General features: G+C 62.6%; 25 protein-coding genes. 11 read left to right on the top strand and 14 right to left on the bottom strand.

The window, feature by feature from the left end; genetic code table 11:
• Nucleotides 1-60: 60 nt before the first annotated feature.
• Both dnaK and dnaJ read left to right on the top strand, forming a co-directional pair.
• A complete protein-coding gene (gene dnaK / locus AC07UR_RS00290) occupies nt 61-1,983 on the top strand; it encodes a molecular chaperone DnaK (RefSeq protein ID WP_077499453.1) in 1,923 nt (640 codons plus the stop codon).
• Nucleotides 1,984-2,330: 347 nt separating this feature from the next.
• The gene (gene dnaJ / locus AC07UR_RS00285) at nt 2,331-3,467 is read left to right on the top strand and encodes a molecular chaperone DnaJ (protein WP_077499455.1); all 1,137 of its coding nucleotides are present in this window, start codon (nt 2,331-2,333) and stop codon (nt 3,465-3,467) included.
• A 23-nt stretch (nt 3,468-3,490) separates the two neighbouring features.
• On the opposite strand, the gene AC07UR_RS00280 is transcribed toward dnaJ, so the two are convergent.
• The 3 genes from AC07UR_RS00280 to AC07UR_RS00270 all read right to left on the bottom strand — a co-directional run bounded on the left by AC07UR_RS00280 (nt 3,491) and on the right by AC07UR_RS00270 (nt 5,919).
• The gene (locus AC07UR_RS00280; RefSeq protein WP_209788317.1) at nt 3,491-4,360 is read right to left on the bottom strand and encodes a DUF2182 domain-containing protein; all 870 of its coding nucleotides are present in this window, start codon (nt 4,358-4,360) and stop codon (nt 3,491-3,493) included.
• A gap of 5 nt (nt 4,361-4,365) precedes the next feature.
• On the bottom strand, nt 4,366-5,001 hold the full coding sequence (locus AC07UR_RS00275; protein ID WP_173418568.1) for a DUF1326 domain-containing protein: 636 nt from the start codon (nt 4,999-5,001) through the stop codon (nt 4,366-4,368).
• A 168-nt stretch (nt 5,002-5,169) separates the two neighbouring features.
• Nucleotides 5,170-5,919 carry an SDR family oxidoreductase gene (locus AC07UR_RS00270; RefSeq protein ID WP_209788320.1) on the bottom strand — a complete coding sequence of 250 codons (750 nt, stop codon included), beginning with the start codon at nt 5,917-5,919 and terminating at the stop codon, nt 5,170-5,172.
• Nucleotides 5,920-6,061: 142 nt separating this feature from the next.
• Between AC07UR_RS00270 and AC07UR_RS00265 the strand changes: the two genes are divergently transcribed.
• Both AC07UR_RS00265 and AC07UR_RS00260 read left to right on the top strand, forming a co-directional pair.
• A complete protein-coding gene (locus AC07UR_RS00265) occupies nt 6,062-6,961 on the top strand; it encodes a LysR family transcriptional regulator (RefSeq protein ID WP_209788322.1) in 900 nt (299 codons plus the stop codon).
• A gap of 146 nt (nt 6,962-7,107) precedes the next feature.
• The gene (locus AC07UR_RS00260; RefSeq protein ID WP_209788325.1) at nt 7,108-8,496 is read left to right on the top strand and encodes a serine hydrolase; all 1,389 of its coding nucleotides are present in this window, start codon (nt 7,108-7,110) and stop codon (nt 8,494-8,496) included.
• 55 nt (nt 8,497-8,551) lie between these two features.
• On the opposite strand, the gene AC07UR_RS00255 is transcribed toward AC07UR_RS00260, so the two are convergent.
• Entirely contained in the window at nt 8,552-9,556 is a 1,005-nt protein-coding gene (locus AC07UR_RS00255) for an inorganic phosphate transporter (protein ID WP_209788341.1), read from the bottom strand.
• On the bottom strand, nt 9,556-10,200 hold the full coding sequence (locus AC07UR_RS00250; RefSeq protein WP_173418564.1) for a DUF47 domain-containing protein: 645 nt from the start codon (nt 10,198-10,200) through the stop codon (nt 9,556-9,558). Before AC07UR_RS00250 ends, AC07UR_RS00255 begins: the two co-directional genes overlap by 1 nt.
• 300 nt (nt 10,201-10,500) lie before the next feature.
• On the opposite strand from AC07UR_RS00250, the gene recF reads away from it, so the two are divergent.
• From recF to AC07UR_RS00235, 3 genes are read left to right on the top strand one after another with little or no spacing between them, the layout of a single operon-like run.
• Complete coding sequence (gene recF / locus AC07UR_RS00245; RefSeq protein ID WP_494700012.1) at nt 10,501-11,625, top strand: DNA replication/repair protein RecF; 1,125 nt, start codon at nt 10,501-10,503, stop codon at nt 11,623-11,625.
• A gap of 28 nt (nt 11,626-11,653) precedes the next feature.
• The gene (locus AC07UR_RS00240; RefSeq protein ID WP_209788347.1) at nt 11,654-12,427 is read left to right on the top strand and encodes a molybdopterin-synthase adenylyltransferase MoeB; all 774 of its coding nucleotides are present in this window, start codon (nt 11,654-11,656) and stop codon (nt 12,425-12,427) included.
• The gene (locus tag AC07UR_RS00235) at nt 12,427-12,894 is read left to right on the top strand and encodes a GNAT family N-acetyltransferase (RefSeq protein ID WP_209788349.1); all 468 of its coding nucleotides are present in this window, start codon (nt 12,427-12,429) and stop codon (nt 12,892-12,894) included. The genes AC07UR_RS00240 and AC07UR_RS00235 overlap by 1 nt, the downstream gene beginning before the upstream one ends.
• Here the strand turns inward: AC07UR_RS00235 and AC07UR_RS00230 are convergent, their stop codons facing one another.
• The gene (locus AC07UR_RS00230) at nt 12,895-13,899 is read right to left on the bottom strand and encodes a 2-hydroxyacid dehydrogenase (RefSeq protein WP_209788352.1); all 1,005 of its coding nucleotides are present in this window, start codon (nt 13,897-13,899) and stop codon (nt 12,895-12,897) included.
• 177 nt (nt 13,900-14,076) lie between these two features.
• Between AC07UR_RS00230 and AC07UR_RS00225 the strand changes: the two genes are divergently transcribed.
• Complete coding sequence (locus AC07UR_RS00225; protein ID WP_209788355.1) at nt 14,077-14,628, top strand: SH3 domain-containing protein; 552 nt, start codon at nt 14,077-14,079, stop codon at nt 14,626-14,628.
• A 43-nt stretch (nt 14,629-14,671) separates the two neighbouring features.
• On the opposite strand, the gene AC07UR_RS00220 is transcribed toward AC07UR_RS00225, so the two are convergent.
• Both AC07UR_RS00220 and AC07UR_RS00215 read right to left on the bottom strand, forming a co-directional pair.
• Nucleotides 14,672-15,664, bottom strand: coding sequence for an adenosine kinase (locus tag AC07UR_RS00220; RefSeq protein ID WP_173418558.1), 993 nt, complete (start codon nt 15,662-15,664; stop codon nt 14,672-14,674).
• Nucleotides 15,665-15,750: 86 nt separating this feature from the next.
• The gene (locus AC07UR_RS00215) at nt 15,751-16,179 is read right to left on the bottom strand and encodes a VOC family protein (protein WP_209788358.1); all 429 of its coding nucleotides are present in this window, start codon (nt 16,177-16,179) and stop codon (nt 15,751-15,753) included.
• 70 nt (nt 16,180-16,249) lie between these two features.
• Here AC07UR_RS00215 and AC07UR_RS00210 point away from each other — a divergent pair, with 70 nt between their 5' ends.
• Nucleotides 16,250-16,843, top strand: a complete 594-nt coding sequence (locus tag AC07UR_RS00210; RefSeq protein WP_209788361.1) for a TetR/AcrR family transcriptional regulator — start codon at nt 16,250-16,252, stop codon at nt 16,841-16,843.
• A gap of 42 nt (nt 16,844-16,885) precedes the next feature.
• Here the strand turns inward: AC07UR_RS00210 and nth are convergent, their stop codons facing one another.
• Nucleotides 16,886-17,659, bottom strand: coding sequence for an endonuclease III (gene nth / locus AC07UR_RS00205; protein ID WP_173418555.1), 774 nt, complete (start codon nt 17,657-17,659; stop codon nt 16,886-16,888).
• A gap of 22 nt (nt 17,660-17,681) precedes the next feature.
• On the opposite strand from nth, the gene AC07UR_RS00200 reads away from it, so the two are divergent.
• Together AC07UR_RS00200 and AC07UR_RS00195 are read left to right on the top strand one after the other, a co-directional pair.
• Complete coding sequence (locus tag AC07UR_RS00200) at nt 17,682-18,179, top strand: DUF2244 domain-containing protein (protein ID WP_173418554.1); 498 nt, start codon at nt 17,682-17,684, stop codon at nt 18,177-18,179.
• A gap of 73 nt (nt 18,180-18,252) precedes the next feature.
• Complete coding sequence (locus tag AC07UR_RS00195; protein WP_173418553.1) at nt 18,253-19,125, top strand: methylated-DNA--[protein]-cysteine S-methyltransferase; 873 nt, start codon at nt 18,253-18,255, stop codon at nt 19,123-19,125.
• A 52-nt stretch (nt 19,126-19,177) separates the two neighbouring features.
• Here the strand turns inward: AC07UR_RS00195 and AC07UR_RS00190 are convergent, their stop codons facing one another.
• From AC07UR_RS00190 to AC07UR_RS00170, 5 genes are all read right to left on the bottom strand, one after another.
• Nucleotides 19,178-19,813 (bottom strand): 2,3-bisphosphoglycerate-dependent phosphoglycerate mutase, encoded by a 636-nt coding sequence (locus tag AC07UR_RS00190; protein WP_077499491.1) that lies wholly within the window; start codon nt 19,811-19,813, stop codon nt 19,178-19,180.
• 31 nt (nt 19,814-19,844) lie between these two features.
• Entirely contained in the window at nt 19,845-20,663 is an 819-nt protein-coding gene (gene dapB / locus AC07UR_RS00185) for a 4-hydroxy-tetrahydrodipicolinate reductase (RefSeq protein WP_209788364.1), read from the bottom strand.
• Between the two features lie 25 nt (nt 20,664-20,688).
• Nucleotides 20,689-22,491 carry an ABC transporter ATP-binding protein gene (locus AC07UR_RS00180; RefSeq protein WP_209788366.1) on the bottom strand — a complete coding sequence of 601 codons (1,803 nt, stop codon included), beginning with the start codon at nt 22,489-22,491 and terminating at the stop codon, nt 20,689-20,691.
• Nucleotides 22,492-22,602: 111 nt separating this feature from the next.
• Entirely contained in the window at nt 22,603-23,622 is a 1,020-nt protein-coding gene (locus AC07UR_RS00175; protein WP_173418549.1) for a glucokinase, read from the bottom strand.
• A gap of 48 nt (nt 23,623-23,670) precedes the next feature.
• A complete protein-coding gene (locus AC07UR_RS00170; protein WP_173418548.1) occupies nt 23,671-24,051 on the bottom strand; it encodes a methylglyoxal synthase in 381 nt (126 codons plus the stop codon).
• Nucleotides 24,052-24,127 lie beyond the last annotated feature (76 nt).

The raw sequence follows: 24,127 nt of genomic DNA, 5'->3' as shown, positions 1-24,127 counted from the left end.
AGGGGCTGTCTCACGAATGCCTGACCGGGTTCCGACAGTCCGCTGCAAGGAGAGAACGACATGGCTAAAGTTATTGGTATTGACTTGGGAACGACCAACTCCTGCGTCGCCGTCATGGACGGAAAAGATGCGAAGGTCATTGAAAATGCCGAGGGTGCGCGCACGACCCCCTCGATGGTGGCATTCAGCGAAGACGGCGAACGTCTCGTTGGTCAGCCGGCCAAGCGCCAGGCGGTCACCAACCCAGAAAACACGCTTTTTGCGATCAAGCGCCTGATCGGCCGGACCTTCCAGGATCCGACCACGCAAAAAGACAAGGACATGGTGCCTTACAAGATCACCAAGGCCGACAATGGCGACGCCTGGGTCGAAGCGCACGGCACGAACTACTCGCCGTCGCAGATCTCCGCCATGATCCTTCAGAAGATGAAGGAAACGGCTGAATCCTACCTCGGTGAAAAGGTCGAGAAGGCCGTCATCACCGTCCCGGCCTACTTCAACGACGCTCAGCGCCAGGCAACCAAGGATGCCGGCAAGATCGCCGGTCTCGAAGTGCTGCGCATCATCAACGAGCCGACTGCTGCAGCGCTTGCCTACGGCCTCGACAAGAAGGACGGCAAGACGATCGCCGTTTATGACCTTGGCGGTGGTACGTTCGATATCTCGGTTCTCGAAATCGGCGACGGCGTCTTCGAAGTGAAGTCGACCAACGGCGACACCTTCCTCGGCGGTGAAGACTTCGACATGCGTCTGGTCCAGTACCTCGCCGGCGAGTTCAAGAAGGAACAGGGCATCGACCTGAAGAACGACAAGCTCGCTCTTCAGCGCCTCAAGGAAGCAGCCGAAAAGGCCAAGATCGAGCTGTCCTCGTCGCAGCAGACCGAAATCAACCTGCCGTTCATCACGGCCGACGCGTCCGGTCCGAAGCACCTGACGATGAAGCTGACCCGTGCCAAGTTCGAGGCGCTTGTCGACGACCTGATCCAGCGCACCGTTGCGCCGTGCAAGGCAGCCCTCAAGGATGCCGGCGTCTCGGCTGCCGAGATCGACGAAGTCGTTCTCGTCGGCGGCATGAGCCGCATGCCGAAGGTGCAGGAAACCGTCAAGCAGCTGTTCGGCAAGGAGCCGCACAAGGGCGTGAACCCGGATGAAGTCGTGGCCATGGGCGCTGCGATCCAGGCCGGCGTTCTGCAGGGCGACGTCAAGGACGTTCTGCTTCTCGACGTGACCCCGCTGTCGCTCGGCATCGAAACGCTTGGTGGCGTCTTCACCCGCCTGATCGAACGCAACACGACGATCCCGACCAAGAAGTCGCAGACCTTCTCGACCGCCGACGACAACCAGTCGGCCGTGACGATCCGCGTCTCCCAGGGCGAGCGCGAAATGGCAGCCGACAACAAGCTGCTCGGCCAGTTCGATCTCGTCGGCATTCCGCCGGCACCGCGCGGCATGCCGCAGATCGAAGTGACCTTCGACATCGACGCCAACGGCATCGTCCAGGTCTCGGCCAAGGACAAGGGTACGGGCAAGGAACACCAGATCCGCATCCAGGCATCCGGTGGCCTGTCCGACGCCGACATCGAGAAGATGGTCAAGGACGCCGAAGCCAATGCCGAAACCGACAAGAAGCGCCGCGAAGGCGTAGAAGCGAAGAACCAGGCAGAAAGCCTGATCCATTCTTCGGAAAAATCGCTGAAGGACTATGGCGACAAGGTTTCGGAAACCGACCGCAACGCGATCTCCGACGCGATTGCCGCGCTGAAGACCGCCGTCGAGGCTTCCGAGCCTGATGCCGAAGACATCAAGGCCAAGACCAACACGCTGATGGAAGTCTCCATGAAGCTCGGTCAGGCGATCTATGAGGCCCAGCAGACGGACGCCGCCCATGCGGACGCCGCCGCTGACGCCGCCCGCGACGGCGATGTCGTCGATGCGGACTACGAAGAAGTCAACGACGAAGACGACCGCAAGCGTTCGGCCTAAGTCGCTCTCTGCTAGAGACGAAAAAGCCCGGGGTGACCCGGGCTTTTTTGTTGCTCTTTATCCCCCCGCAGGCTCGCGTCGAACGGCTTTTTCACGGGCGGCGGCACTGGGACCCAAGCCTCTGAGACGGCCGCCATGGGACAACGTCATGGGCTGGAATGGCAACGAGCGGCGCCAGCGAGGCGCAAGACCGGCAGAAACGTCATTTTTCCGACAAAAAACCGCATCTGCAGCTCGATGGGCTATGGTATCGCGCTTCAAGGTTTACTAAATCCTGTGGCAAGGTAACCAGGCAGCCGCCGGGCCCCCGCGCTGGCACGCCTTGTCAACAGGACAATCTTTGAAGAATGAAACGTGATCTTTACGAAACGCTTGGCGTTGCCAAGACCGCGGATGAGAAGGAGCTGAAGAGCGCCTTCCGCAAACTGGCGATGAAGTATCATCCGGACAAGAACCCCGGCGACGCCGCCTCGGAAAAGACCTTCAAGGAAATCAACGAAGCCTACGAGACGCTCAAGGACCCGCAGAAGCGCGCGGCCTATGATCGCTATGGCCACGCAGCCTTCGAGCAGGGCGGCATGGGCAACGGCTTCGGCGGTGGTGCCGGCGGCGCCGGCGGGTTCTCCGACATCTTCGAAGACATCTTCGGCGAGATGATGGGTGGCGGACGCCAGCGGCGTTCATCGGGTGGCCGCGAGCGCGGCGCCGATCTGCGCTACAACATGGAAATCTCGCTGGAAGAGGCCTATTCCGGCAAGACCGCGCAGATCCGGGTCCCGACCTCGATCACCTGCGACGTCTGCACCGGCTCCGGCGCCAAGCCCGGCACCAGCCCGAAAACCTGCGGCACCTGTCAGGGCTCCGGCCGTGTGCGCGCCGCTCAAGGCTTCTTCTCGATCGAACGCACCTGCCCGACCTGCGGCGGCCGCGGCCAGACGATCACCGACCCCTGCACCAAGTGCCACGGCCATGGCCGCGTCACCGAAGAGCGCACGCTCTCCGTCAACATCCCGGCCGGCATCGAAGACGGCACCCGCATTCGCCTCTCCGGCGAAGGGGAAGCAGGTGTGCGTGGCGGGCCGGCGGGTGACCTCTACATCTTCCTCTCGGTCAAGCCGCATGAGTTCTACCAGCGCGATGGCGCCGATCTCTATTGCAGCGTGCCGATCTCCATGACGACGGCAGCCCTCGGCGGCAAGTTCGACGTCACCACGCTCGACGGCACCAAGTCGCGCGTCACCGTGCCGGAAGGTACCCAGGCCGGAAAACAGTTCCGCCTGAAGGGCAAGGGCATGCCGGTGCTGCGCTCCAGCCAGACCGGCGATCTCTACATCCAGATGCAGATCGAAACCCCGCAGAAGCTGACCAAGCGCCAGCGCGAGCTGCTGCAGGAATTCGAGCAGATCTCGTCGAAGGACAACAATCCGGAATCCGCCGGCTTCTTTGCCCGGATGAAGGACTTCTTCGACACGCTGAGCGACTGACGCTCAGCGGCTGCCTCTAAAGATCACGTCATGGCCGCGAGCTGCCACAGCCCGGCCATGACGATCAGGGCGCCTGCGATGCGCGACAACAGCCGGCCGCCCGGCACGATCTTTTCGGCAAGGACGAAAATGGCGATCGCCGCGATCCACAGGACGTTCATCACCCCGCCGATGAACAAGAGCGCCATCAGCGCCCAGCAGCAACCGACACAATAAAGACCGTGCAGCAGACCGAGCCGGCAGGCACCGCCGGCATCGCGGCGAAAGCCGCCATGGTTCTGGATGAACAGGAACGGTGCCTGGCACTGCCTCAGGCAGGCGTCCTTCAGCGGCGTCCATTGAAAAAGCCCGACCGAAATCAGGATGACAGCGCTCAGACCGCGGCTGGCGCTCGCCAGCATCGGCGTCAGCAGCAGCGCTTCCTCCAGCAGCCATTGCCCTGATGTTGCGAGGGCGGCAAACAGAGCCCAGGCGGAAAGATAGCCGCCGGCAAAGAAGCCGGTGGCGGCAAATGGCTTGTTGTCGCGCGCCGCCTGCCGCCCGACACGGGCATAGAGCAGGATCATCGGCGCCGCCGAAGGCGTCATCATGCCGATCATCATCACCGCCCACATGACGAAGGCATAGCCGAATGTCGAAGCACTCCACGGGCGGAGGGTCGTATCACCCATCGACGCGATGGCATCCGCCGTCATGTCCATGTCCATGCCGCCGCCCGTGCCCATATCCATGATGCTCATGCCATCGCCCGAGGCGGGCATGACGGCCATGCTATCCATTCCCACTGCCAACCAGAGGATATAGAGCCAGGTAATCCCGGTTAGGGCCAGCAGCGAGAACGCGACGATCACCCGGTCGCGCCTGAGAAGCGTTTCGAGCGGGGTGTCGGCCATAACAGTCAGTGCACCACGCCGCTTTCAGTCAGATGCATGCTGGCAAAATGGGCGTGCGAATCCGGGATCGACAGAGCCAACGGCCCTTTGGTATCGGCCCAGCCGCGCCCGACTTCGCAGATATCGTATTCGAAGCCCTTCGGCAGGTTGATGCGCGCCTGATGCGGGCTCCCCGTCACCGGGTTCAGAATCGGCTCGCCGCGCGCGACGATCCAGCCGGGAACGTTCAGCCGTGCTGTGCGGGCGCTCACGTCGACATCGAAATCGATCTCGGCAAAGACCGGGTCGTGAAAGGTTTCAAATGTGGTGGCAAAGACCTGGAAGAAGGTCGCTCCAGGCTCGGTATCCTGGCCGCTCATGATGCGCAGCAACGACTCCCGTTGCGCCGGAGTGGCGCGGATATCGACGATCGGCACGACCGCCCCTTTGCCCTCGTGAATCGCGCCCGGCCAGGCCGCGATCAGTCCGCATCGCAAGCCGTCGAGCCGCGTTTCGCCGTGATGGCCGGTCTCGATCTCGATCCCGCCGACGGCGCAGCAATTGCCGTGGGTCGGCAGAGCGTTGAATTGGCAGGGGCAGCCATAAGCGCAATTGCAGTGAATGAATTCCCGGCCCTTTATGGTCCATCTGACACTCGACATCGTCTCCTCCCGGATCTGATCGGTGTGGAATTTGCCTCATTCTCTTCCAATGCACGACGATTTATTAGAACGAAAAAATATACTCTTCTCGGCGACCAATGCCAACGTCGGAGGCGGCGCGGTCGCCGCCGCCCGGTGCCGAACGGCGGGCGGCGGCGACAAGCAATATCAGAGCGTGGCCATGCCACCGTCGATGATCAGCTCGGCACCGACGGTAAACGCGGCCTCGTCGGAGGCGAGGAAGACGACTGCCTTGGCGATCTCGCTTGCGTCGCCGAAACGGCCGAGTGGGATCTGTGCGGCGATCGATGCGACAATCTCCTTGTTTTCCGCCGGCGTCGCGCCGTGGCCATCATGCAACGGCGTCCTGATCGGGCCGGGGCTGACGGCATTGACGCGAATGCCGCGGCCGATCAGTTCACCGGAAAGGGTCTTGGCAAGCGAAAGCAAGGCCGCCTTGCTGAGCGCATAGACGCTGGAGGTCGGCATGCCGATGTGCGCATTGATCGAGGTGTTGAGCACGATCGAGGCCGGCTTCGAAAAGATCGGCAACAGCGCCTGGATCAGGAAGAACGGACCTTTGACATTGATATCGAGCGACCGGTCGAAGCTGGCTTCATCCCAATTTTCGATCGGCTGCAGCTTGGCGATGCCGGCATTGACGAAGAGGATATCGAGATGGCCGAAGGCGGCCTTGACCTGCTCCGCAACAGCGGCCTGGCTGGCAGCGTTTCCGGCATCGGCCTCGATGACAAGAGCGCCTTCGCCGAGCACTTTGCGTGCCTCGGTGATGTTCTTCGGGTTGGTGCCGGTCACGGCGACGCGTGCGCCTTCGGCGATGAACTGCCGCGCCGTCTCCAGGCCGATGCCGCTGGTGCCACCGGTGACGAGCGCGGTCTTGTTCTGCAAGCGTGTCATGATGGATTTCCTTTTGTTGCGTTGGGTTGGGACCGATCGTCTTTGCATCGACCGCTGTCCTTCGATGCCGATAGATATGGCCGAAGATTTCCGTTCGGATTAGTCTGCCAATGATGGAACTCGAATTCGGGAAAACCGAACGATGCTGAAAATCGAAGGAATCGCCGCCTTTGTCGCGGTTGCGGAAGCCGGCTCGATCAGCGAGGCGGCGCGCCGGCTGAGGCTGTCGAAATCTGTGATCAGTGAACGGGTTTCCGACCTGGAACGCAGCCTGAACGCAACGCTCCTGCATCGCACCACGCGCAAGCTGACGCTGACCGAGGACGGCATCGCTTTTCGCGAGCGTGCCGTACGGATCGTCAGCGAGGTTCAGGCCGCCGCCAGCGATCTGGCCGAGCGCAGGGGAACACTGACGGGACCGCTCCGGATCGCCGCGCCCGTCAGCTTCGGGCATCTGCATCTCGGACCGGCGCTTTATCCGTTTCTGGCGGCACATCCCGAGATCGAACTGACGCTCGATCTCGACGACCGTCGGGTCGACGTCGCCTCGGAGGGCTTTGACGCGATCGTTCGTCACGGGGTCATCGCCGATTCACGGCTGGTCGTGTGGAAACTTGCCAAGAGCCGGCGCCTGCTGGTCGCCTCGCCCGAATACCTCGGCCGCCACGGCACGCCGGCCTCGCTGGCCGAACTCAACGACCATCGCGGCATCTTCTACACCAACCGCGGCGCCTCCGACTGGCGGTTCGAAGGGCCGGGCGGCTCGACCGTCATCCGCGCCCGCATGGCGCTCCGGATCAACAACGGCGACATGATCCACGATGCGGCTGTCGCCGGGCTCGGCATCGCGCTGCTGCCGGCCTTCCTCTGCGGCCCCGCCGTGCGCGATGGCCGTTTACGCGAGATCGATATCGGGCTTCGTCCCGAACCGGAGTTCATCTACATGGCTCACCCCGAGGGTCGGCGATCCTCGGCGAAACTAAAGGCAATCGCCGAGCACCTGAAAAAGGCTTTTGGCGATCCGCCGCATTGGGATCCGTGAAACAGCAGCGTTTTGGCCGCGACTGCGCTGCGCTGCCCCCGCACTTCGCGGTGCCTCGACCGGGTCTTGACCAAGCATTGACGATCGAGGGTTGCAATGCGCCGCACGGGTATTGCAACCGAAAATAGGATGCTTATCTCCCCTCCATGCGGCACCTCCTCCTCAACTGGATCACCATCATGACGCTCGGCACCACCGCCCAGGCAGCCCCTCTCTCCGCAACCGATAACGAAATCCTGGAAATACTGACCACGCGTATCGACGAGCAGAAACAGTCGGTCGGCATCGTCGTCGGCATTATCGATGCGGCCGGACAACGGGTCGTCGCGCACGGCCGCCTGGAGAAGGACGATCCGCGCCCGCTCGATGGCAACACCGTGTTCGAGATCGGCTCGGTGACCAAGGTCTTCACTGCACTCGCGCTTGCCGACATGGCCGAACGCGGCGGTGTCCAGCTCGACACACCGGTTTCGCAGCTGCTGCCGGAAAGCGTTGTCCTGAGGCAAGCAGCCGATGGCAAGCCGATCACGCTTGAACATCTGGCGATGCACATGTCCGGCCTGCCGCGATTGCCGGACAATCTGATGCCGGCCGACGATAACGATCCCTATGCCGACTATGGCGTCGCCAAGCTTTACGCCTTCCTTTCCAGTCACCAGCCGACCCGACAACCCGGCGGTGAGCACGCGTATTCCAACCTCGGTTATGGCCTGCTTGGCCATGTGCTCGCGTTACAGTCGGGCCAGTCCTACGAGGCGCTCGTCAGGGAGCGCATCGCAATTCCGCTCGGCATGGCCGATACCGCGATCACCGCGCGTCCCGAATGGGAGGGGCGGCGCGCAACAGGGCACGATGCTGGCCTGGAGCCGACAAGCGATTGGGATCTCGGCGCGCTGCCAGGGGCAGGCGCACTGCGCTCGACCACCAACGATCTTCTGACCTTCCTCCAGGCGGCGATGGGCAAGAAGCCCTCATCCCTTGCGCCTGCGTTTGCCACGATGATTGCGACGCGGAAGCCGCTTGGCGACGGCAGCGAAGAGCAGGCACTCGGCTGGGTTATCTCCGGCTCCGGCGAAAGGCAGATCGTCTGGCACAATGGCGGCACCGGCGGCTACCGATCGTTCGTCGGCTTCCGACCGTCGACTGGCGTCGGCGTCGTGGTCCTGTCGAACACCTCGACGGAAGTCGGCGTCGATGACATCGGCGTGCATCTGCTCGATCGCGAGAGGTCGCTCGCACCCGCCCCGGTTCAGCGGGTCGCCATCGCCGCCGACCCGGCAACCTACGACGCCTATGTCGGCACCTATCGGCTGGCGCCCGGTTTCGATCTGACGGTTTTTCGGGATGGCAACCGGTTGTTTGCGCAGGCAACGGGCCAGGGACCGATCGAAATTTTCGCCGAGGCGGAACATCGCTTCTTTGCAAGGTCGGTCGATGCGCAGATGACCTTCGAGGTCCCAGCGGGCGCGCGCGCCGCAAGCCTGACGCTGCATCAAAATGGCCAGGATAGCCCGGCCGCGCGCGTCGGGGACTGACGCGTCTCGAATTCAGAGGGGGCCGCCCCCGGCAATGTGCCGGAGGCGGATGAACTCAGAGGAACAGGGCGACTGCAAAGTAGGTGAGCGCCGAGATAGCCGCAGCGGCCGGCATGGTCACGAACCAGGCGATGACGATGTTGCCGGCAAGGCCCCACCGCACCGCAGACACGCGCTTGGCCGCGCCCACGCCGATGATGGCACCGGTGATGGTGTGGGTCGTCGATACCGGAATGCCGAGCCAGGTGGCGGCAAACAGCGTGATGGCACCGCCGGTTTCCGCGCAGAAGCCCTGCATCGGATTGAGCTTGGTGATCTTCGAACCCATAGTGTGCACGATGCGCCAACCGCCGAACAGCGTGCCGAGAGCGATTGCCGCCTGGCAGGTGATTACCACCCAGAACGGCACGTAGAACTCCGAACCGAGATAGCCCTGAGAGAACAGGAGCACGGCGATGATGCCCATGGTCTTCTGCGCGTCGTTGCCGCCATGGCCGAGCGAATAGAGCGAGGCCGAGATGAACTGCATCACCCGGAACTTGCGGTCGACGGCAAACGGCGTCTGGCGCACGAATATCCAGGATACGATGAGGATCAACAGGAGCGCCAGGAAGAAGCCGATCATCGGCGACATGAAGATGGCACCAACGGTCTTGAGGAGGCCGGTCCAGACGATGGCGTCACCGCCGGTGCGCGCCAGGCCGGCACCGACGAGACCGCCGATCAGCGCATGCGAGGAGCTCGACGGGATGCCGAAGATCCAGGTCGCTATGTTCCAGAAGATCGCGCCCATCAGCGCCGCGAAGATCACCAGCGGCGTAACGATGCTGGGATCGATGATGCCCTTTCCGAGCGTCTCGGCCACGTGCAGGCCGAAAAACAGGAAGGCGATGAAATTGAAGAACGCCGCCCAAAGGACCGCGTATTGCGGCCGCAGCACTCGGGTTGACACGATCGTCGCGATCGAGTTGGCGGCGTCATGCAGCCCGTTGAGAAAGTCGAAGAACAGCGCAATCGCGATCAGCGCGACAAGCAGCGGCAGGGCGAGCGTCGCGTCCATCAGACGTTCTCGATCACGATGCCGCTGACCTCGTTGGCAACATCCTCGAAGCGGTCGACGACCTTTTCGAGTTCGCCATAGATCTCGCTGCCAATGATGTAGGCCATCGCGTTGTTGGCGCCGTGGCGGCGGAAGAGATCTTTCAGGCCCTGGTCATGAAGCTCGTCGGACCGGCCTTCTATGCGCGTGATCTCTTCGGCAATGGCAATGAGCCGGCCATGGTTGGTGCCGATGCGATCGAGCAGCGGAATGGCTTCGGCGATCAGATGCGCCGCCTGAACGACGATGGCGCCCATTTCCTGCATGCCCGGATCGAAGGTCTTCTGTTCGAACAGCCGGATCGTCTTGACCGTCTTGTGCATCATGTCGATGGCATCGTCCATCGACTGGATGAGGTCCTTGATGTCGCCGCGATCGAACGGCGTGATGAAGGAGCGGCGGACGGCCAGAAGCACGTCGCGGGTGATGTTGTCAGCCTCGTCCTCGAGCGCGACGATGCGGTCACAATGTTTTTCGAGGTCGCTACCACCGGCCAGAAGCTTTTCGAGCGCTTCGGCGGCACCGACGACGGTGCGCGAATGGTGAGCGAAGAGATCAAAGAAGCGGTCTTCGCGGGGAAGGAGTTTGCGGAACCAAGCCAGCATCACACATATATCCGTTCGTGGATTGTCATGCGGCTGTCATATTGTACGCAGGCCATCAAGAAAAGCGCTGAAACACAGGGATTGCAAGGCTTTCCCCGCCGTTATCGCGCATTTTTCGCTGCAAATGGCCGAGGCTGCCTTTCGCCTTGCCTTGGCGGCCGCTTTCGTCCTACTGCATGATTTCCTATATCGGCATCGATTTAGGTCGAGAATTATGCAGTGCGCTGAAAGTGTTGGAGCGTCCTTGCGCGTCCTTTCCGGCGCGCTGTTACTGGCGCCGAAGTCGAATCCGGACCCGAAATGCCACAGAAGGTCTTTCTCAATCGTCTGAAGCTGAGCGAGTTCCGCAATTACGCGGCGCTGTCGCTTTCGCTCGACCAGCGGCATATCGTGCTGACCGGCGAGAACGGCGCCGGCAAAACCAATCTGATGGAAGCGGTGTCGTTTCTATCGCCCGGCCGCGGTCTTCGGCGCGCGGCCTATGCCGATGTCGCCCGCGTCGGCGCCAGCGACGGCTTCTCGGTATTCGCCGAAGTTGTCGGCATGGAAGGTCCGGTCGAGATCGGCACCGGCACCGCCGGCACCAACGAAGGACAATCGCGACGGCTGCGGCTGAACGGCACGGCGGCGAGCACGGTCGATGAACTGACCGACCATTTGCGCGTGCTTTGGCTGACGCCGGCCATGGACGGCCTCTTCACCGGCCCCTCGGCCGTCCGCCGCCGCTTCCTTGACCGGCTGGTGCTTTCGCTCGATCCCGAACATGGCAGGCGCGCCAGCGAATTCGACCGCGCCATGCGCAGCCGCAATCGGCTCCTCAGCGAATTTCGTCCTGATCCGGCCTGGCTCACTGCCATCGAAAAGGAAATGGCCGGGCTCGGCGTGTCGATGGCGCTGGCCCGACAGGAAATGCTGGGCCTGCTGACGGCGCTGGTTGAAAGAAATACCGGCGACAGCGTCTTTCCGTCCGCGCGTCTGGCGCTCTCTGGCTTCTTCGACAATGAGAGCCACAGGCCGGCCTTCGACCTTGAAGAGCAATATCTGACCATGCTGCGCGAGGGCCGGCCGCGCGATGCGGCCGCCGGCCGGACGCTGGACGGACCGCATCGCAGCGACCTGTTGATCCGTCACCGCGAAAAGGACATGGAGGCCGAGCGCTGCTCGACCGGCGAGCAGAAGGCGCTGCTCGTCGGCCTGGTGCTCGCCCATGCGCGCCTTGTCGGCGATATGACCGGCCACGCCCCTATCCTGCTGCTCGACGAGATCGCCGCGCATCTCGACATGGGCCGCCGCGCCGCCCTTTTCGATCTCGTCGACGGGCTTGGCGGCCAGGCCTTCATGACCGGAACGGACCGTGCGATGTTCGATGCGCTCGGCGAGCGCGGCCGGTTCCTGACCGTGGAACATGGGAGCGTTTCGGGATGATGGAGCCGATGATGGAAAGTGTGCGCTCATGACCAACACCAGCCTCGACCCATCGGAAATCGCGCGCTATGCGCGCCACATCATCCTGCCGGAACTCGGCGGTGCAGGGCAGCAGAAGCTGAAAGCCGCGCGCGTTCTCGTCATCGGTGCCGGCGGCCTCGGCGCTCCCGTGCTGCAATATCTGGCTGCCGCCGGCGTCGGCACACTCGGCATCGTCGACGACGACGTGGTGTCCTTGTCGAACCTGCAACGGCAGGTGATCCACCGCACCGCCGACATCGGCCTGGCAAAAGTCGACAGCGCCGCTACGGCAATCGGCGCACTCAATCCGCATGTGGCGGTCGAGCCGCATCCCTTTCGCCTTGCCCCCGACAACGCCGAGGCACTGTTCGCCGAATACGACCTGGTGATCGACGGCTCGGACAATTTCGACACGCGCTATCTCGCCGCCGATACGGCGGCAAGCACCGGCATTCCGCTCGTCACCGGCGCGGTCGGTCGCTTCGACGGGTCGCTGACGGTGCTGATGCCCTATCGCACCGGCAAGGATGGCGCGCCCAACCCGTCCTACCGCGACCTCTTTCCTGAGCCGCCTCCGCCAGGCGTGGTACCGTCTTGCGCCGAGGCCGGCATCATCGGCGCGTTGACCGGCGTCATCGGAACATTGCAGGCTATGGAAGCCATCAAGGTGATCGCCGGCATCGGCGAGCCGCTCGTCGGCCGACTGTTGATGTATGATGCGCTCTCGGCGCAGTTCAGCACCATCCGTTATCGCAGGCGCGGGACCGACAAGGCGGACTGATGCAGATCATCGAAATCGACGCGACCTTCGATCGCTACTGGGAATTACAGGATCTGATCCTGAAAGCTTTTGCCTACATGGATGGGCGGATCGACCCGCCGTCGTCAGCCCATGCGCTGACGGTCGCAGGTTTGAAGCAGAAAGCTTCGGCAGAAATCGGATTGATCGCCCTCGATGGACCGGAACTGGCGGGCTGCATCTTCTGCAAGCCGGAGACCGATTGCCTCTACGTCGGCAAGCTTGCAGTCGCTGAGGGTTATCGGGGTCAGGGCGTTGGCCGGCTGTTGCTGGCAAAGGCCGAAGACACGGCACGCAGTCGCAACCTATCCGCCCTGAGACTGCAGACGCGGATCGAACTCACCGAAAACCACCGGACGTTTGCGGCCTGGGGCTTTGTCGAAACCGGCAGGACGGCGCATCCGGGCTTTGCCCGCCCCACCACCATCGAAATGCGCAAGACACTCTGATCAGTCGCGACCGGGCAGCACCCGGTCCGGCGGCCGATGACCGTCGAAGAAGGTGCGGATGTTGATCACCACCTTGTCGCCCATGTCGATACGGCCCTCGAGCGTCGCCGAACTCATATGCGGCAACAGCACGACCTTACCTTCGCCGGCAAGCTTGATGAGCTTGGGATTGACTGCAGGCTCGTTCTCGAAAACGTCGAGCCCGGCCCCGGCGATCTTGCCTTCGCGCAGGCACTTGATTAGCGCCGTCTCGTCGATGATGCCGCCGCGGGCGGTGTTGACGATGTAGCTTTCCGGGCGCATCAGCGCCAGGCGGCGGGCAGAAAGAAGATGATAGGTCGCCGGCGTCGAGGGGCAATTGACCGAAACGATGTCGACGCGGGCAAGCATCTGATCGAGGCTGTCCCAATAGGTCGCCTCCAGCATCTCCTCGGTCTCGGTCTTGACCCGGTGACGGTTGTGATAGTGGATCGACAGGCCAAAAGCCTTGGCACGACGGGCGACAGCGGTGCCGATGCGGCCCATCCCGACGATACCGATGCGTTTGCCGGCAATGCGGCGGCCAAGCATCCAGGTCGGCGACCAGCCGGCCCACTCGCCCTTGCGATCGGTCAGTATCTGCGCACCTTCCGCAAGCCGGCGCGGCACCGCCAGGATCAGTGCCATCGCCATGTCGGCGGTATCCTCGGTCAGGACGTTCGGCGTGTTGGTGACCGTGATGCCCTTTCGCGCGGCGGCATCGACGTCGATGTTGTCGACGCCGTTGGAGAAGCTCGCGATCAGCTTCAATTGGGGGCCTGCCTGCTCGATCAGCGCCGCGTCGATCCGGTCGGTCACGGTCGGCACGAGCACGTCGGCGCGCTTCACCGCCGCCACAAGCTCCGGCTGACTGCGGGGCGTATCGTCGATGTTGAGCTCGGCGTCGAACAGTTCGCGCATGCGGGTTTCGACGATGTCCGGCAGTTTCCGGGTGATGTAGACCTTGGGCTTCTTCTTGCTTGTCATTGCTGCGATGGGCCTCGTTGACGGGTCCTTAACCAAGTTGGGCGATACTTTCTCCCTGTAGCCGCAATTTCTACCAGACCCGGTCGGGAAGACAAACAAAACTCGCTGCGTCGTCCCCGCGATTTACGCCCCGGCCAAGCGCCCTGGGTGAACTGCGCCTGCAAGTTGCCACGGAAAATGAGCTTCGTCATGCGTCACGTCATTTCCAAATTCTCGTTCGCGTTGATCGCCGCCTTCGTCGGCGCGGTCATTACGACTTCGGGCGCCCATGCCCAGGCCGCCAAGGGAGCCAGCGGGTTGCCGCTGCCGCGATTCGTCAGCCTCAAGGCCAAGAGCGTCAATCTGCGCATCGGCCCGAGCGTCGACTATGCGGTGGCGTTCCGTTACCTCAGGCCCGGCGTGCCGGTGGAAATCATTCAGGAATACGATAATTGGCGCCGCATCCGAGACGCCGATGGCACCGAAGGCTGGGTGAATCAGGCGCTTCTGTCGGGCGACCGCACCGCCGTCACCGCGCCATGGATGCGCGGCAAGGGCGAAGGCGTGTTCGTCAACCTGCGGCGCGAGCCCCAAAGCACCGCGGCGATCGTCGCCCGCATGGAGCCCGGCGTGGTCATCCGCGTGGGTGAATGCAACGGTGACTGGTGCCACATCGAAACCCAGGGCGTCGACGGCTGGATCGTCCAGAGCGAGATCTGGGGCGCCTATCCGGGCGAAGCCTTCAAGTAAAGGCTACGCCCTCTTTTCGTTTGGAGAGAAAATCCGGCTCGCCTCAGGCGAGCTCGGCCTGCTTGGCGGCAGCAGCGAGCGAGACCATCGGCCGCGGACCGATCTGGCCGATGACGATACCGGCTGCGAGATTGCCGAGCTTGCTGCAATCCTCGATAGACCGACCGGTCGTATATCCGTGGAGAAAGCCGGCTGCGTAGAGATCGCCGGCCCCTGTCGTGTCAACGACCTGCGCAAGCGGCGTCGCGCCGACGCGGATGCGTTCTGCGCCGCGCACGACGACGGAGCCTTCCTCGCTCAAGGTGACGGCTGCAAGCTTGCAGTCCTTCGACAGCTTTTCCAGCGCCAGGTCGAAATCCTCGGTCTCGTAAAGTGCGAGCGCTTCCTGCTTGTTGGCAAAAACGATATCGACCGTGCCGGAGCGCATCAGCTCGAGAAACTCGTCGCGGTAGCGATGGACGCAGAAACTGTCCGACAGGGTCATTGCAGTTTCGCGACCGTTTTCATGGGCGATCTTGGCAGCCTCGCGGATCGCGTCCTTGGCGCGCGGCGGATCCCAGAGGTAGCCTTCGAAGTAAGTGACCTTGGACTGGGCGACGACGTCGGCTTCGACGTCTTCCGGGCCAAGCTCGACGCAGGCGCCGAGATAGGTGTTCATCGAGCGCTCACCGTCCTCGGTCACGAAGATCATCGAGCGCGCCGTCGGCGGCACGGTTTCGAGCGGCCTGGTCTGGAAGTAGACGCCCTGGGCGCGAATGTCGTGCGCGAAGATCTCGCCGAGCTGGTCGTTCGTCGTCTTGCCGAAGTAAGCGGCACGGCCGCCAAGGCTGGCGACGCCGGCTGCGGTGTTGCCGGCGCTGCCGCCGGAAGCTTCTACGGCTGGGCCCATGCGCGAGTACAACAGCTCCGCCCGGTCGGCATCGATGAGGTTCATCGCGCCCTTGATGATGCCGTTTTCGCTCAGAAAGCCGTCATCGCAGCGCGCAATGATATCCACGATCGCATTGCCGATCGTCAGCACGTCGTATTTTGTCATGAACTCCGTCCAGTTTCCCTAATGGCCGGTGTTCGTTAATAGCGGTTTTCCAGCCATTTGGAAGACAAAACACGCGCACACCGCGATCATTCCGCCGGAAGTGCGCTGACGTCATAGGCGGCAGCAAACTCGGCACTCGGCGGAATCGGCTTGATGATGTCGATCAGGACGCCGTTCGGATCGGTGGTGATGAAATGGCGCTGACCGAAATCCTCATCGCGGACGGCCAGCAGGATCGGCAGACCAGCCGCGCGGCAGTCGGCATAAACGGCATCCGCGTCCTCGACCTCGAAGTTGAGAAGCAATCCACCAACAGGCTTGCGGGCTTGTTCCGGAATGGTCTCATGACGATAGTCGAGGATGGCGAGCGCCACCGTCTCGGATTCGGAAGATTGCAGATGCACGTACCAATCGCTGGTGAACAGTGCCTTGAAGCGAAAATTGTCGACGTAGAAGGCCGCGGTTGCCGCAACGTCTGACGTCATGATGACGGGATAGTAGCTCGTCGATTTCATGGCTTTTCCTCGGGTTCGTATTATCATACAGTCTGCATGTATTTATCGAATTAACATACAGGCTGAATGTATGCAAATTGAATCGCCACGCCGCACCAACCGCGAACGCTCCGACACGACCCGCGCTGCCATCCTCGACGCGGCCCACGGACTGTTCGTCGCGCGCGGTTATGCGGAGACGTCGACTCCGGACATCGTGGCGGCCGCCGGCCTGACGCGCGGGGCGCTCTACCACCATTTCGAAGATAAGAGGGCGCTGTTTCGCGCGGTTGCCGAGCGCGAAGCCGGTGCCGTGGCGGCGCAGATCGAGCAGGCGACCGTCGATGACCTGACGCCGCGCGATGCGCTGATAGCGGGCGCAAGAGCCTTCTTCGACGCGATGGCAGAACCCGGTCGAATCCGCATCCTGCTGCTCGAGGGGCCGGCCGTGCTCGGCACGCGCGAGATGGCCGCGATCGATGCGGCCAATGCCCAGAGGACGCTGGAAGACGGTTTGGCGGAAGCGATGGCGCCGAAGGTCATTGACCGAGACACATTGGCTGCAACAGCAACTCTTCTGTCGGCGGCTTTTGATCGTGCGGCATTGGAGATTGCCGAAGGCGCTCCGACGGACCTCTACGTTGAAGCGATCAGTCAGCTGATCGACGGACTGATTTCCACCTGAGCCCGCCTCCGGCCGATGGCGCATACAGTCACGCGGAGCGGATCAGCCAGCCACCGGAAGAACCTGCTGCGGCAACTCGACCAGCGGCGCCGGAATGTCGCAGGTCTTCTCCGGCGACTTGCAGATATCGGCAATGACGCAGCGCTCGCATTCCGGCTTGCGCGCCTTGCAACAATAACGGCCATGCAGGATCAGCCAGTGATGCGCGTGGTAGAGATATTCGTCGGGAATTATACGCGAGAGCTTCGCTTCAACCTCGTCCGGGGTCTTGCCCGGCGCCAGACAGAGCCGGTTGGCTATACGCAGGATATGGGTGTCGACGGCGATCGTCGCCTGGCCGAAGGCCATGGACAGCACGACATTGGCGGTCTTGCGTCCGACGCCCGGCAACGTCACCAGTTCCTCGCGCGTGCGCGGCACCTCGCCGCCGAAATCGGTGATCAGCTTTTCGCTGAGCGCGATGACGTTCCTCGCCTTGTTGCGGAAAAGCCCGATGGTCTTGATGTAATCGCGGACTTTCTCCTCGCCCAGCGCCAGCATCTTTTCCGGCGTGTCGGCAATGGCAAAGAGCGCGCGAGTCGCCCGGTTGACGCCGGCGTCCGTCGCCTGTGCCGACAGGGCGACGGCCACCACCAGGGTGAAAGGATTGACGTGTTCCAGCTCCCCCTTCGGCTCCGGCCGCTGGATTGAAAAGCGCCGGAAAATCTCCGCGATTTCCTCGCGACTGTAGACGCCCGTCGTTCGCGGAGCGGGGCGTTTCGACGCCGGCTTCTTTTTCGCGGGCGTGCCCGGCAATTTCGGCTTCACGTTTTTCATGATGCATCTATAGTCAATGGTCATGACTGATGGCAACGACGAGACGGCTGCCGGCGAAGAGCCGGTGTTCAGCGCCGAATTGACCCCCTACCGCTCGCTCGGCTTCAAGGGGTTCAAGGTGTTTTTTCTGATCGCCGGGTTGCTCAGCCTGGTGCATGCAGTCGTGTTCATGGTGATCGGCGCCTGGCCGATCGTGTTCTTCTTCGGGTTGGATTTCGCGCTGCTGTTCGGCGCCTTCTGGCTGAACTACCGCTCGGCACGCGCCCGAGAAGAGGTGCGCGTTTCGCGCACCGACGTTTCAGTGCGCAAATTCACGCCATCAGGCCGGATGACAGAGCATCGTTTCAACCCGTTCTGGGCGCGCTTCAACATCGCGCGGCACCAGGAGATCGGCATCGTCTCGATGAGCGTCAGCGACGGCGGGAACCGGACCGATGTCGGCTCCTTCCTCAACCGCGACGACCGGGAAACCTTCGCCACCGCGTTTTCCGGGGCACTTGCAACCGTGCGCCGCCGCTGACGAAAACCGATCAAGTTTCGGGTGGCAACGGCACCAGCGCCATGATTACCTGTGTCACGACAGGAGATGACCGATGAACATAGCGACAACCCTCCCGACCGATATCACGCCCGGCGGCACCGATTACGACACGGTGAGAAGCGTGATCGAAATGCTCACCGAAGAGTATCGCGAGCAGCCTTCGCTCGACGCGATCGCCCAGAGGCTGAAGCAATCGCCGACGCAGTTGCAGAAGGTCTTCACGCGCTGGGCCGGGCTTTCCCCGAAGGCCTTTCTGCAGGCGGTCACGCTCGACCATGCCAAGCGGCTGTTGCGCCAGGAGGACATGCCGCTCTTGGAGACTAGCATCGAGGTCGGACTATCAGGCCCGAGCCGGTTGCACGACCTGTTCGTCACCCATGAGGCAATGTCGCCGGGTGAGTGGAAGGCCCGCGGCGCCGGCCTTGTCATCCGCTACGGCTATCACCCTTCCCCCTTTGGCACGGCACTGGTGATGATCACCGACCGCGGCCTGGCCGGCCTTGCCTTTGCCGATGGCGGCGGTGAGCAGGAGAGTTTCGAGGACATGGCGCGTCGCTGGCCGAACGCCGCTTACGTCGAGGACAGCGCGGCGACGGCGCAATATGCCGCTCGCATTTTCGATCCGGAACGCTGGTGCGACGACCAGCCCTTGCGGATCTTCCTGATCGGCACCGACTTCCAGATCCGGGTCTGGCAGGCGCTCTTGAAGATCCCGCTTGGCCGCGCCACGACCTATTCGACGATCGCCGGAGAGATCGGTCAGCCGACCGCCTCGCGCGCCGTCGGAGCGGCTGTCGGCGCCAACCCGATTTCCTTCGTCGTTCCTTGCCACCGGGCGGTCGGCAAGAGCGGCGCTCTCACCGGCTATCACTGGGGGCTGACACGCAAGCGCGCCATCCTCGGCTGGGAGGCCGGTAAGGCCTGAAAACGAAAAAGGGGCGCGATGCGCCCCTTTTGCTTGTTGATGCATGCTCGGCTCAATGCGCGGCCGACATGTCGCCCAGCACTTCCTTGGAAGCGACCGTCGAATTGGCGTTGAGCATGTAGACCATCGGCACGCCGGTCGCGAGGTTGAGCTTCAGGATCTCTTCCTTCGTCAAACGGTCGAGAACCATGACCAGCGAACGCAGCGAGTTGCCGTGCGCGGCGACGAGGACCTTCTCGCCGGCCAGCACGCGCGGCAGGATTTCAGTCAGGTAATAGGGCCATACGCGGGCGCCGGTATCGCGCAGGCTTTCGCCGCCCGGCGGCGGAATGTCGTAGGAACGGCGCCAGATATGCACCTGCTCTTCGCCCCATTTTTCGCGAGCATCATCCTTGTTGAGACCGGAGAGGTCGCCATAGTCGCGCTCGTTCAGAGCCTGATCGCGGATGGTTTCGAGCGATGGCTGGCCAACGGCATCGAGCACGAACTGGCAGGTACGCTGAGCGCGGATCAGCGACGATGTAAAGGCGATGTCGAACTTGATACCGTAGTCGGCGAGCGCCTGGCCGCCGGCCTTGGCTTCTTCGACGCCAAGCTCGGTCAGGTCAGGATCACGCCAGCCGGTGAACAGGTTCTTCAGGTTCCAGTCGCTCTGGCCATGCCGGACGAGGACGAGGGTGCCGCTCATATGATTTCCCCTTGAGATGATAGAGATGGTGTCAGTCGAGCCCGAGAACATCGAGCATGGAGTAGAAGCCGGGTTTCTGGTCCCGCGCCCAGAGCGCTGCAGTCACCGCACCGCGTGCGAAGATCGAGCGGTCGGTGGCGCTGTGGGACAAGGTCACTTGCTCCCCTTCGCCGGCGAGAATGACCGAATGTTCGCCGATCACCGAGCCACCGCGCAGCGTCGCAAACCCGATCGTGCCCTGCGGGCGGGCGCCGGTGTGACCGTCGCGCACACGCACGGAATTTTCCGAAAGGGCAATGCTACGCCCCTTCGCCGCCGCTTCGCCAAGGAGCAGCGCTGTACCGGAGGGGGCGTCCACCTTGTGCTTGTGGTGCATCTCGAGGATCTCGATGTCCCAGCCAGCCGGACCAAGGGCACGCGCCGCCTTCTCCGTGAGCACGCCGAGAAGGTTGACGCCGAGGCTCATATTGCCCGATTTGACGATGCGGGCATGACGCGCGGCGGCACGGATCTTCGCGTCGTCGTCCGCGCCACAGCCGGTGGTGCCGATGACATGCACGATACGTGCCTGCGCGGCCAGGCCGGCAAATTCGACAGTGCCGGCAGGCGAAGTGAAATCGAGAACGCCTTCGGCTTCGACGAAGGCTTCGAGCGGCTTGTCGGTGACCGAGACGCCGATCGATCCGAGACCGGCGATCTCGCCGGCGTCACGGCCGATGAAAGGCGAGCCTGGACGCTCCACCGCCGCATGCAGGCGGACGCCATCCATGCCATTGATCATACGGATCAGCGTCTGGCCCATGCGACCGGCCGCGCCGACGACCACAAGCTTCATGTCCGTTGTGCTCATCGGCGATTTTCCTTCCTACTCACGTTTAGATTTCAGCGTCGACCGACGCCTGTGGGACCTTGCCCTGGAGATTGTGCAGGCGCGCGTACAGCCCGTCCTGGCGGCGCGACAGGTCCTCGTGCGTGCCTTCCTCGACGACAAGGCCATCCTTCATGACGATGATCTTGTCGGCATTGACGACCGTCGAAAGCCGGTGGGCGATGACGATCACCGTGCGTCCGTGCATCGCCTCGTCGAGCGCCTTCTGTACGGCCGCCTCAGACTCGGTATCCAGCGCCGAAGTCGCCTCGTCGAGCAGCAAGATCGGCGCATTGCGCACGAGCGCGCGGGCGATCGACAGCCGCTGCCTCTGACCGCCGGACATCGTGACCCCGTTCTCGCCGACCGCGGTGTCATAACCCTGCGGTTGGGTGAGAATGAAATCATGCGCATAGGCGAGACGCGCGGCTTCTTCGATTTCCGCATCGGTCGCATCCGGACGACCGTAACGGATGTTGTCGCGGATCGAGCCTTCGAAAAGGTAAGGCTGCTGCGAGACATAGGCGATGCCGTTGCGCAACGACTGCTTGGTCACATCGGCTATGTCCTGTCCGTCGATCAGGATCTGGCCGGAGGCCGGATCGTAGAACCGTGGAACGAGGCTGATGACCGTCGACTTCCCTGCCCCGGACGGACCGACGAGAGCGGTGGTCTTGCCGCCTTCGGCGACGAAGCTGACACCCTTCAGGATTTCATCGCCATTGGCGTAGCGGAAACGCACATCGCGCAGCTCGACGGTCGCGCCATCAAAGGTAAGCTGCTTTGCACCCGGCTTGTCGCGCTGATGCGGAACGGTATCGAGAATCTCGTAGACCATGCGGGCATTGACCGCAGCGCGCTCCAGCGACACCTGAAGGCGGGCCAGCCGTCGCGCCGGGTCATAAGCCATCAACAGAGCGACGACGAAAGCGAAGAAGGCACCTGGCGGAACATCGTTGTAGATTGCCCGGAATGCAGAATAGGCAAGCACGCTGGAGATGGCCAGGCCAGCAAACGTTTCGGTCATCGGCGCCGTGCGTTCGCTCAGGCGAGCAATCCGGTTGGCACGATTTTCAGCGCGATCGACGATCGCGTCGACTTTGCTGCGCAGTTCGCCTTCCATCGTGAAGGCCTTGACGATGGAAATCCCCTGGATCGTCTCCTGCATGGCACCAAGGACACGGCTGTTGACATCGATGGCTTCGCGGGTCGCAGAGCGCAGCCGCTTGGAAACATACCGCAGGCCCAGAAGCAAAGGCGGCGCCGTCACAAAGACGATGATCGACAGCAGCCAGTCCTTGACGAACATGACACCGATCAGGCCGATCAGGGTCAACAGATCGCGGGCGATCGACGTTACCGTCAGATTGAGCACGTCGCGGATGCCGCTGACGTTCTGGCTGATCTGGGCCGCAAGCTGTGCCGACCGTTGCTCGCTGAAATAGCCGACGCTGAGCGCCATCAGATGCGCGTAGAGCCGCTTCTGGTACCTTGCGACGATATTGTTGCCGATCTTCGACAACGCGACGGCCTGGCCGTAGGTGGCAAAGCCGCGCAGCACGAAAGCGCCAAAGATCGAACCGCAGACCAGCAGCACGATGCTCGCGTTCTTGTTGGCAAAGGCCTCATTGATCACGGTCTCCATGATCGAGGCGGTAAAGCCGGTCGTCGCAGCGACGACGGCCAGGCAGGCAATGGCAAAGACATAGCCGCGGATGTGATCGCGACCGTTTTCTGCAATGACCCGCTTCAGGATTCCGGTGATGGTTTCGGAATCGACCGTATGCTGTTTTTTATCTTTAGCGCTCAAAAAGCCTGTCTTCCCTGAGCCTGTGCGGTGCGTCGGACGCCGACGCTACCTTTCCCGGGCTCTATAGTGGTTTGATGCGGCTTTGGCGAGTCTTTGCGCGATCCGGCCGCTTCAGCTTCTCCAGCGCCGTCCCTCTGTTGCAACACCGAAGTCTCTCGGCGTGCGCGCGAAAGCCGCCAAACCGGAAAGTGCCGCCATCGGATGGATAACCGCGAAGGTCGGAATTGTCTTCATCAGAGCGGAGTGCGGCGCCTTGTCTTCGAAGGCGGCGCGGAATTCCGGTTTTTGCAGCGCCGGCAAGATCTTCTGCGAAATGCCTCCGGCCAGGAACACGCCGCCGCGGGCCATGAAGATCAGCGCCATGTCGCCGGCCACCCGCCCGAGATAGGTCGAGAACAGCGATATGGTCTCGACGGCGGCAGCGTCGTTGCCGGACAGCGCGCTTGTCGTGACCTCGGCCGGATCCTTCATCACCGGCTCTTCACCATTGGCCGCGCAAACAGCGCGATAGAGGTTCATGATACCGCGACCGCAGAGGATCTGCTCGCCGGCCATGCGCCCTTCGATCGGCTCCAGGAAAGGCCAGATCTGAAAGTCGCGCTCCGTGCGCGGACCGATATCGACGTGGCCGCCTTCGCCCGGAACCGGAAACCAGGTGTGTTGTGCAAAGACCAGACCGCCCACCCCGAGCCCGGTACCTGGGCCGAGAACGACGCGAGAGGTCAGAGGGCGGACGCTGCCACCGCCGATCTGCACCAGATCTTCAGCCGCCGGAGCAGCAACGGCCAGCGCCTGCGCCTCGAAATCGTTGATGATCAGCACGTCCTCAAGGCCAAGGCTTTCGAGCATGTCCTTCGGGCGTAACACCCAGCCGGCATTGGTCAGCGGGATTTCATCGCCCTTGATCGGACCGGCGACCGCAAGGATTGCCGAACGCGGCTGGACGGACGTCTTGTCGAGGATGCTCTTCTGCAGCGCTTCTTCGATCGTCTCGAAATCGCCTGTCTTGATCGGCTGCAGTTGCTTCGGCTCGGCAAAGGCGTCGAGCAGCAAGGCAAAGCGCGCATTTGTGCCGCCGATATCGCCGATCAGGATCGGAAAGGAAAAGCTGTTGTCACTCGCACCGGGCATCGCACTGTCCATCCTGATCGTCGCCGTGAGGTTTCGAAAAATTCTCTATCAGTTGTGGTTGAAGTCGATCAACTGCTCGGCTGTGGCGCGATTGAGCGCCATCGGGATGTCATAGACGATCGCAAGTCGCATCAGCGCCTTGACGTCGACATCATGCGGCATCGCCGTCAGCGGATCGACGAAGAAGATCAGCAGCTGGACATCGCCGGTCGCGATCATCGCGCCGATCTGCTGATCGCCGCCGAGCGGGCCACTTTTCAGCCGCGTGACATCGAGACCAGGGCAAACATCGAGAACGCGGCCACCGGTCGTACCGGTGGCGACGATCTTCCACTGCGCAAAGACCGCTTCGTTTGCCTTGGCAAAGGCGGCAAGATCGTCCTTCTTCTGATCGTGCGCGATCAGGGCCACGCATTTCCGATCCGCCATGCCATCTCCCCGCCATCAAATTTAAATCGATTTGATCGCCGTATACATGAGCGTAACAGGATTGAAAAGCCGCAAG

Source organism: Ensifer sp. GW821-FHT05G01 (genome assembly GCF_059419585.1).
The sequence above is the reverse complement of the archived record's forward strand: the minus strand, read 5'-3'. Positions and strand labels throughout refer to the sequence as shown.

What these genes read in the sequence shown, in the direction of transcription:
- AC07UR_RS00260 (WP_209788325.1), top strand. Translation starts at nt 7,108, where the DNA reads ATGCGGCACCTCCTCCTCAACTGGATCACCATCATGACGCTCGGCACC.
- AC07UR_RS00250 (WP_173418564.1), bottom strand. Translation starts at nt 10,200, where the DNA reads ATGCTGGCTTGGTTCCGCAAACTCCTTCCCCGCGAAGACCGCTTCTTT.
- recF (WP_494700012.1), top strand. Translation starts at nt 10,501, where the DNA reads ATGCCACAGAAGGTCTTTCTCAATCGTCTGAAGCTGAGCGAGTTCCGC.
- AC07UR_RS00275 (WP_173418568.1), bottom strand. Translation starts at nt 5,001, where the DNA reads ATGTCGAGTGTCAGATGGACCATAAAGGGCCGGGAATTCATTCACTGC.
- AC07UR_RS00230 (WP_209788352.1), bottom strand. Translation starts at nt 13,899, where the DNA reads ATGACAAGCAAGAAGAAGCCCAAGGTCTACATCACCCGGAAACTGCCG.
- AC07UR_RS00235 (WP_209788349.1), top strand. Translation starts at nt 12,427, where the DNA reads ATGCAGATCATCGAAATCGACGCGACCTTCGATCGCTACTGGGAATTA.
- AC07UR_RS00240 (WP_209788347.1), top strand. Translation starts at nt 11,654, where the DNA reads ATGACCAACACCAGCCTCGACCCATCGGAAATCGCGCGCTATGCGCGC.
- AC07UR_RS00265 (WP_209788322.1), top strand. Translation starts at nt 6,062, where the DNA reads ATGCTGAAAATCGAAGGAATCGCCGCCTTTGTCGCGGTTGCGGAAGCC.
- nth (WP_173418555.1), bottom strand. Translation starts at nt 17,659, where the DNA reads ATGAAAAACGTGAAGCCGAAATTGCCGGGCACGCCCGCGAAAAAGAAG.
- AC07UR_RS00215 (WP_209788358.1), bottom strand. Translation starts at nt 16,179, where the DNA reads ATGAAATCGACGAGCTACTATCCCGTCATCATGACGTCAGACGTTGCG.
- dnaJ (WP_077499455.1), top strand. Translation starts at nt 2,331, where the DNA reads ATGAAACGTGATCTTTACGAAACGCTTGGCGTTGCCAAGACCGCGGAT.
- AC07UR_RS00255 (WP_209788341.1), bottom strand. Translation starts at nt 9,556, where the DNA reads ATGGACGCGACGCTCGCCCTGCCGCTGCTTGTCGCGCTGATCGCGATT.
- AC07UR_RS00190 (WP_077499491.1), bottom strand. Translation starts at nt 19,813, where the DNA reads ATGAGCGGCACCCTCGTCCTCGTCCGGCATGGCCAGAGCGACTGGAAC.
- AC07UR_RS00170 (WP_173418548.1), bottom strand. Translation starts at nt 24,051, where the DNA reads ATGGCGGATCGGAAATGCGTGGCCCTGATCGCGCACGATCAGAAGAAG.
- AC07UR_RS00175 (WP_173418549.1), bottom strand. Translation starts at nt 23,622, where the DNA reads ATGCCCGGTGCGAGTGACAACAGCTTTTCCTTTCCGATCCTGATCGGC.
- AC07UR_RS00200 (WP_173418554.1), top strand. Translation starts at nt 17,682, where the DNA reads ATGACTGATGGCAACGACGAGACGGCTGCCGGCGAAGAGCCGGTGTTC.
- AC07UR_RS00280 (WP_209788317.1), bottom strand. Translation starts at nt 4,360, where the DNA reads ATGGCCGACACCCCGCTCGAAACGCTTCTCAGGCGCGACCGGGTGATC.
- dapB (WP_209788364.1), bottom strand. Translation starts at nt 20,663, where the DNA reads ATGAGCACAACGGACATGAAGCTTGTGGTCGTCGGCGCGGCCGGTCGC.
- AC07UR_RS00210 (WP_209788361.1), top strand. Translation starts at nt 16,250, where the DNA reads ATGCAAATTGAATCGCCACGCCGCACCAACCGCGAACGCTCCGACACG.
- AC07UR_RS00220 (WP_173418558.1), bottom strand. Translation starts at nt 15,664, where the DNA reads ATGACAAAATACGACGTGCTGACGATCGGCAATGCGATCGTGGATATC.
- AC07UR_RS00225 (WP_209788355.1), top strand. Translation starts at nt 14,077, where the DNA reads ATGAGCTTCGTCATGCGTCACGTCATTTCCAAATTCTCGTTCGCGTTG.
- AC07UR_RS00270 (WP_209788320.1), bottom strand. Translation starts at nt 5,919, where the DNA reads ATGACACGCTTGCAGAACAAGACCGCGCTCGTCACCGGTGGCACCAGC.
- AC07UR_RS00195 (WP_173418553.1), top strand. Translation starts at nt 18,253, where the DNA reads ATGAACATAGCGACAACCCTCCCGACCGATATCACGCCCGGCGGCACC.
- dnaK (WP_077499453.1), top strand. Translation starts at nt 61, where the DNA reads ATGGCTAAAGTTATTGGTATTGACTTGGGAACGACCAACTCCTGCGTC.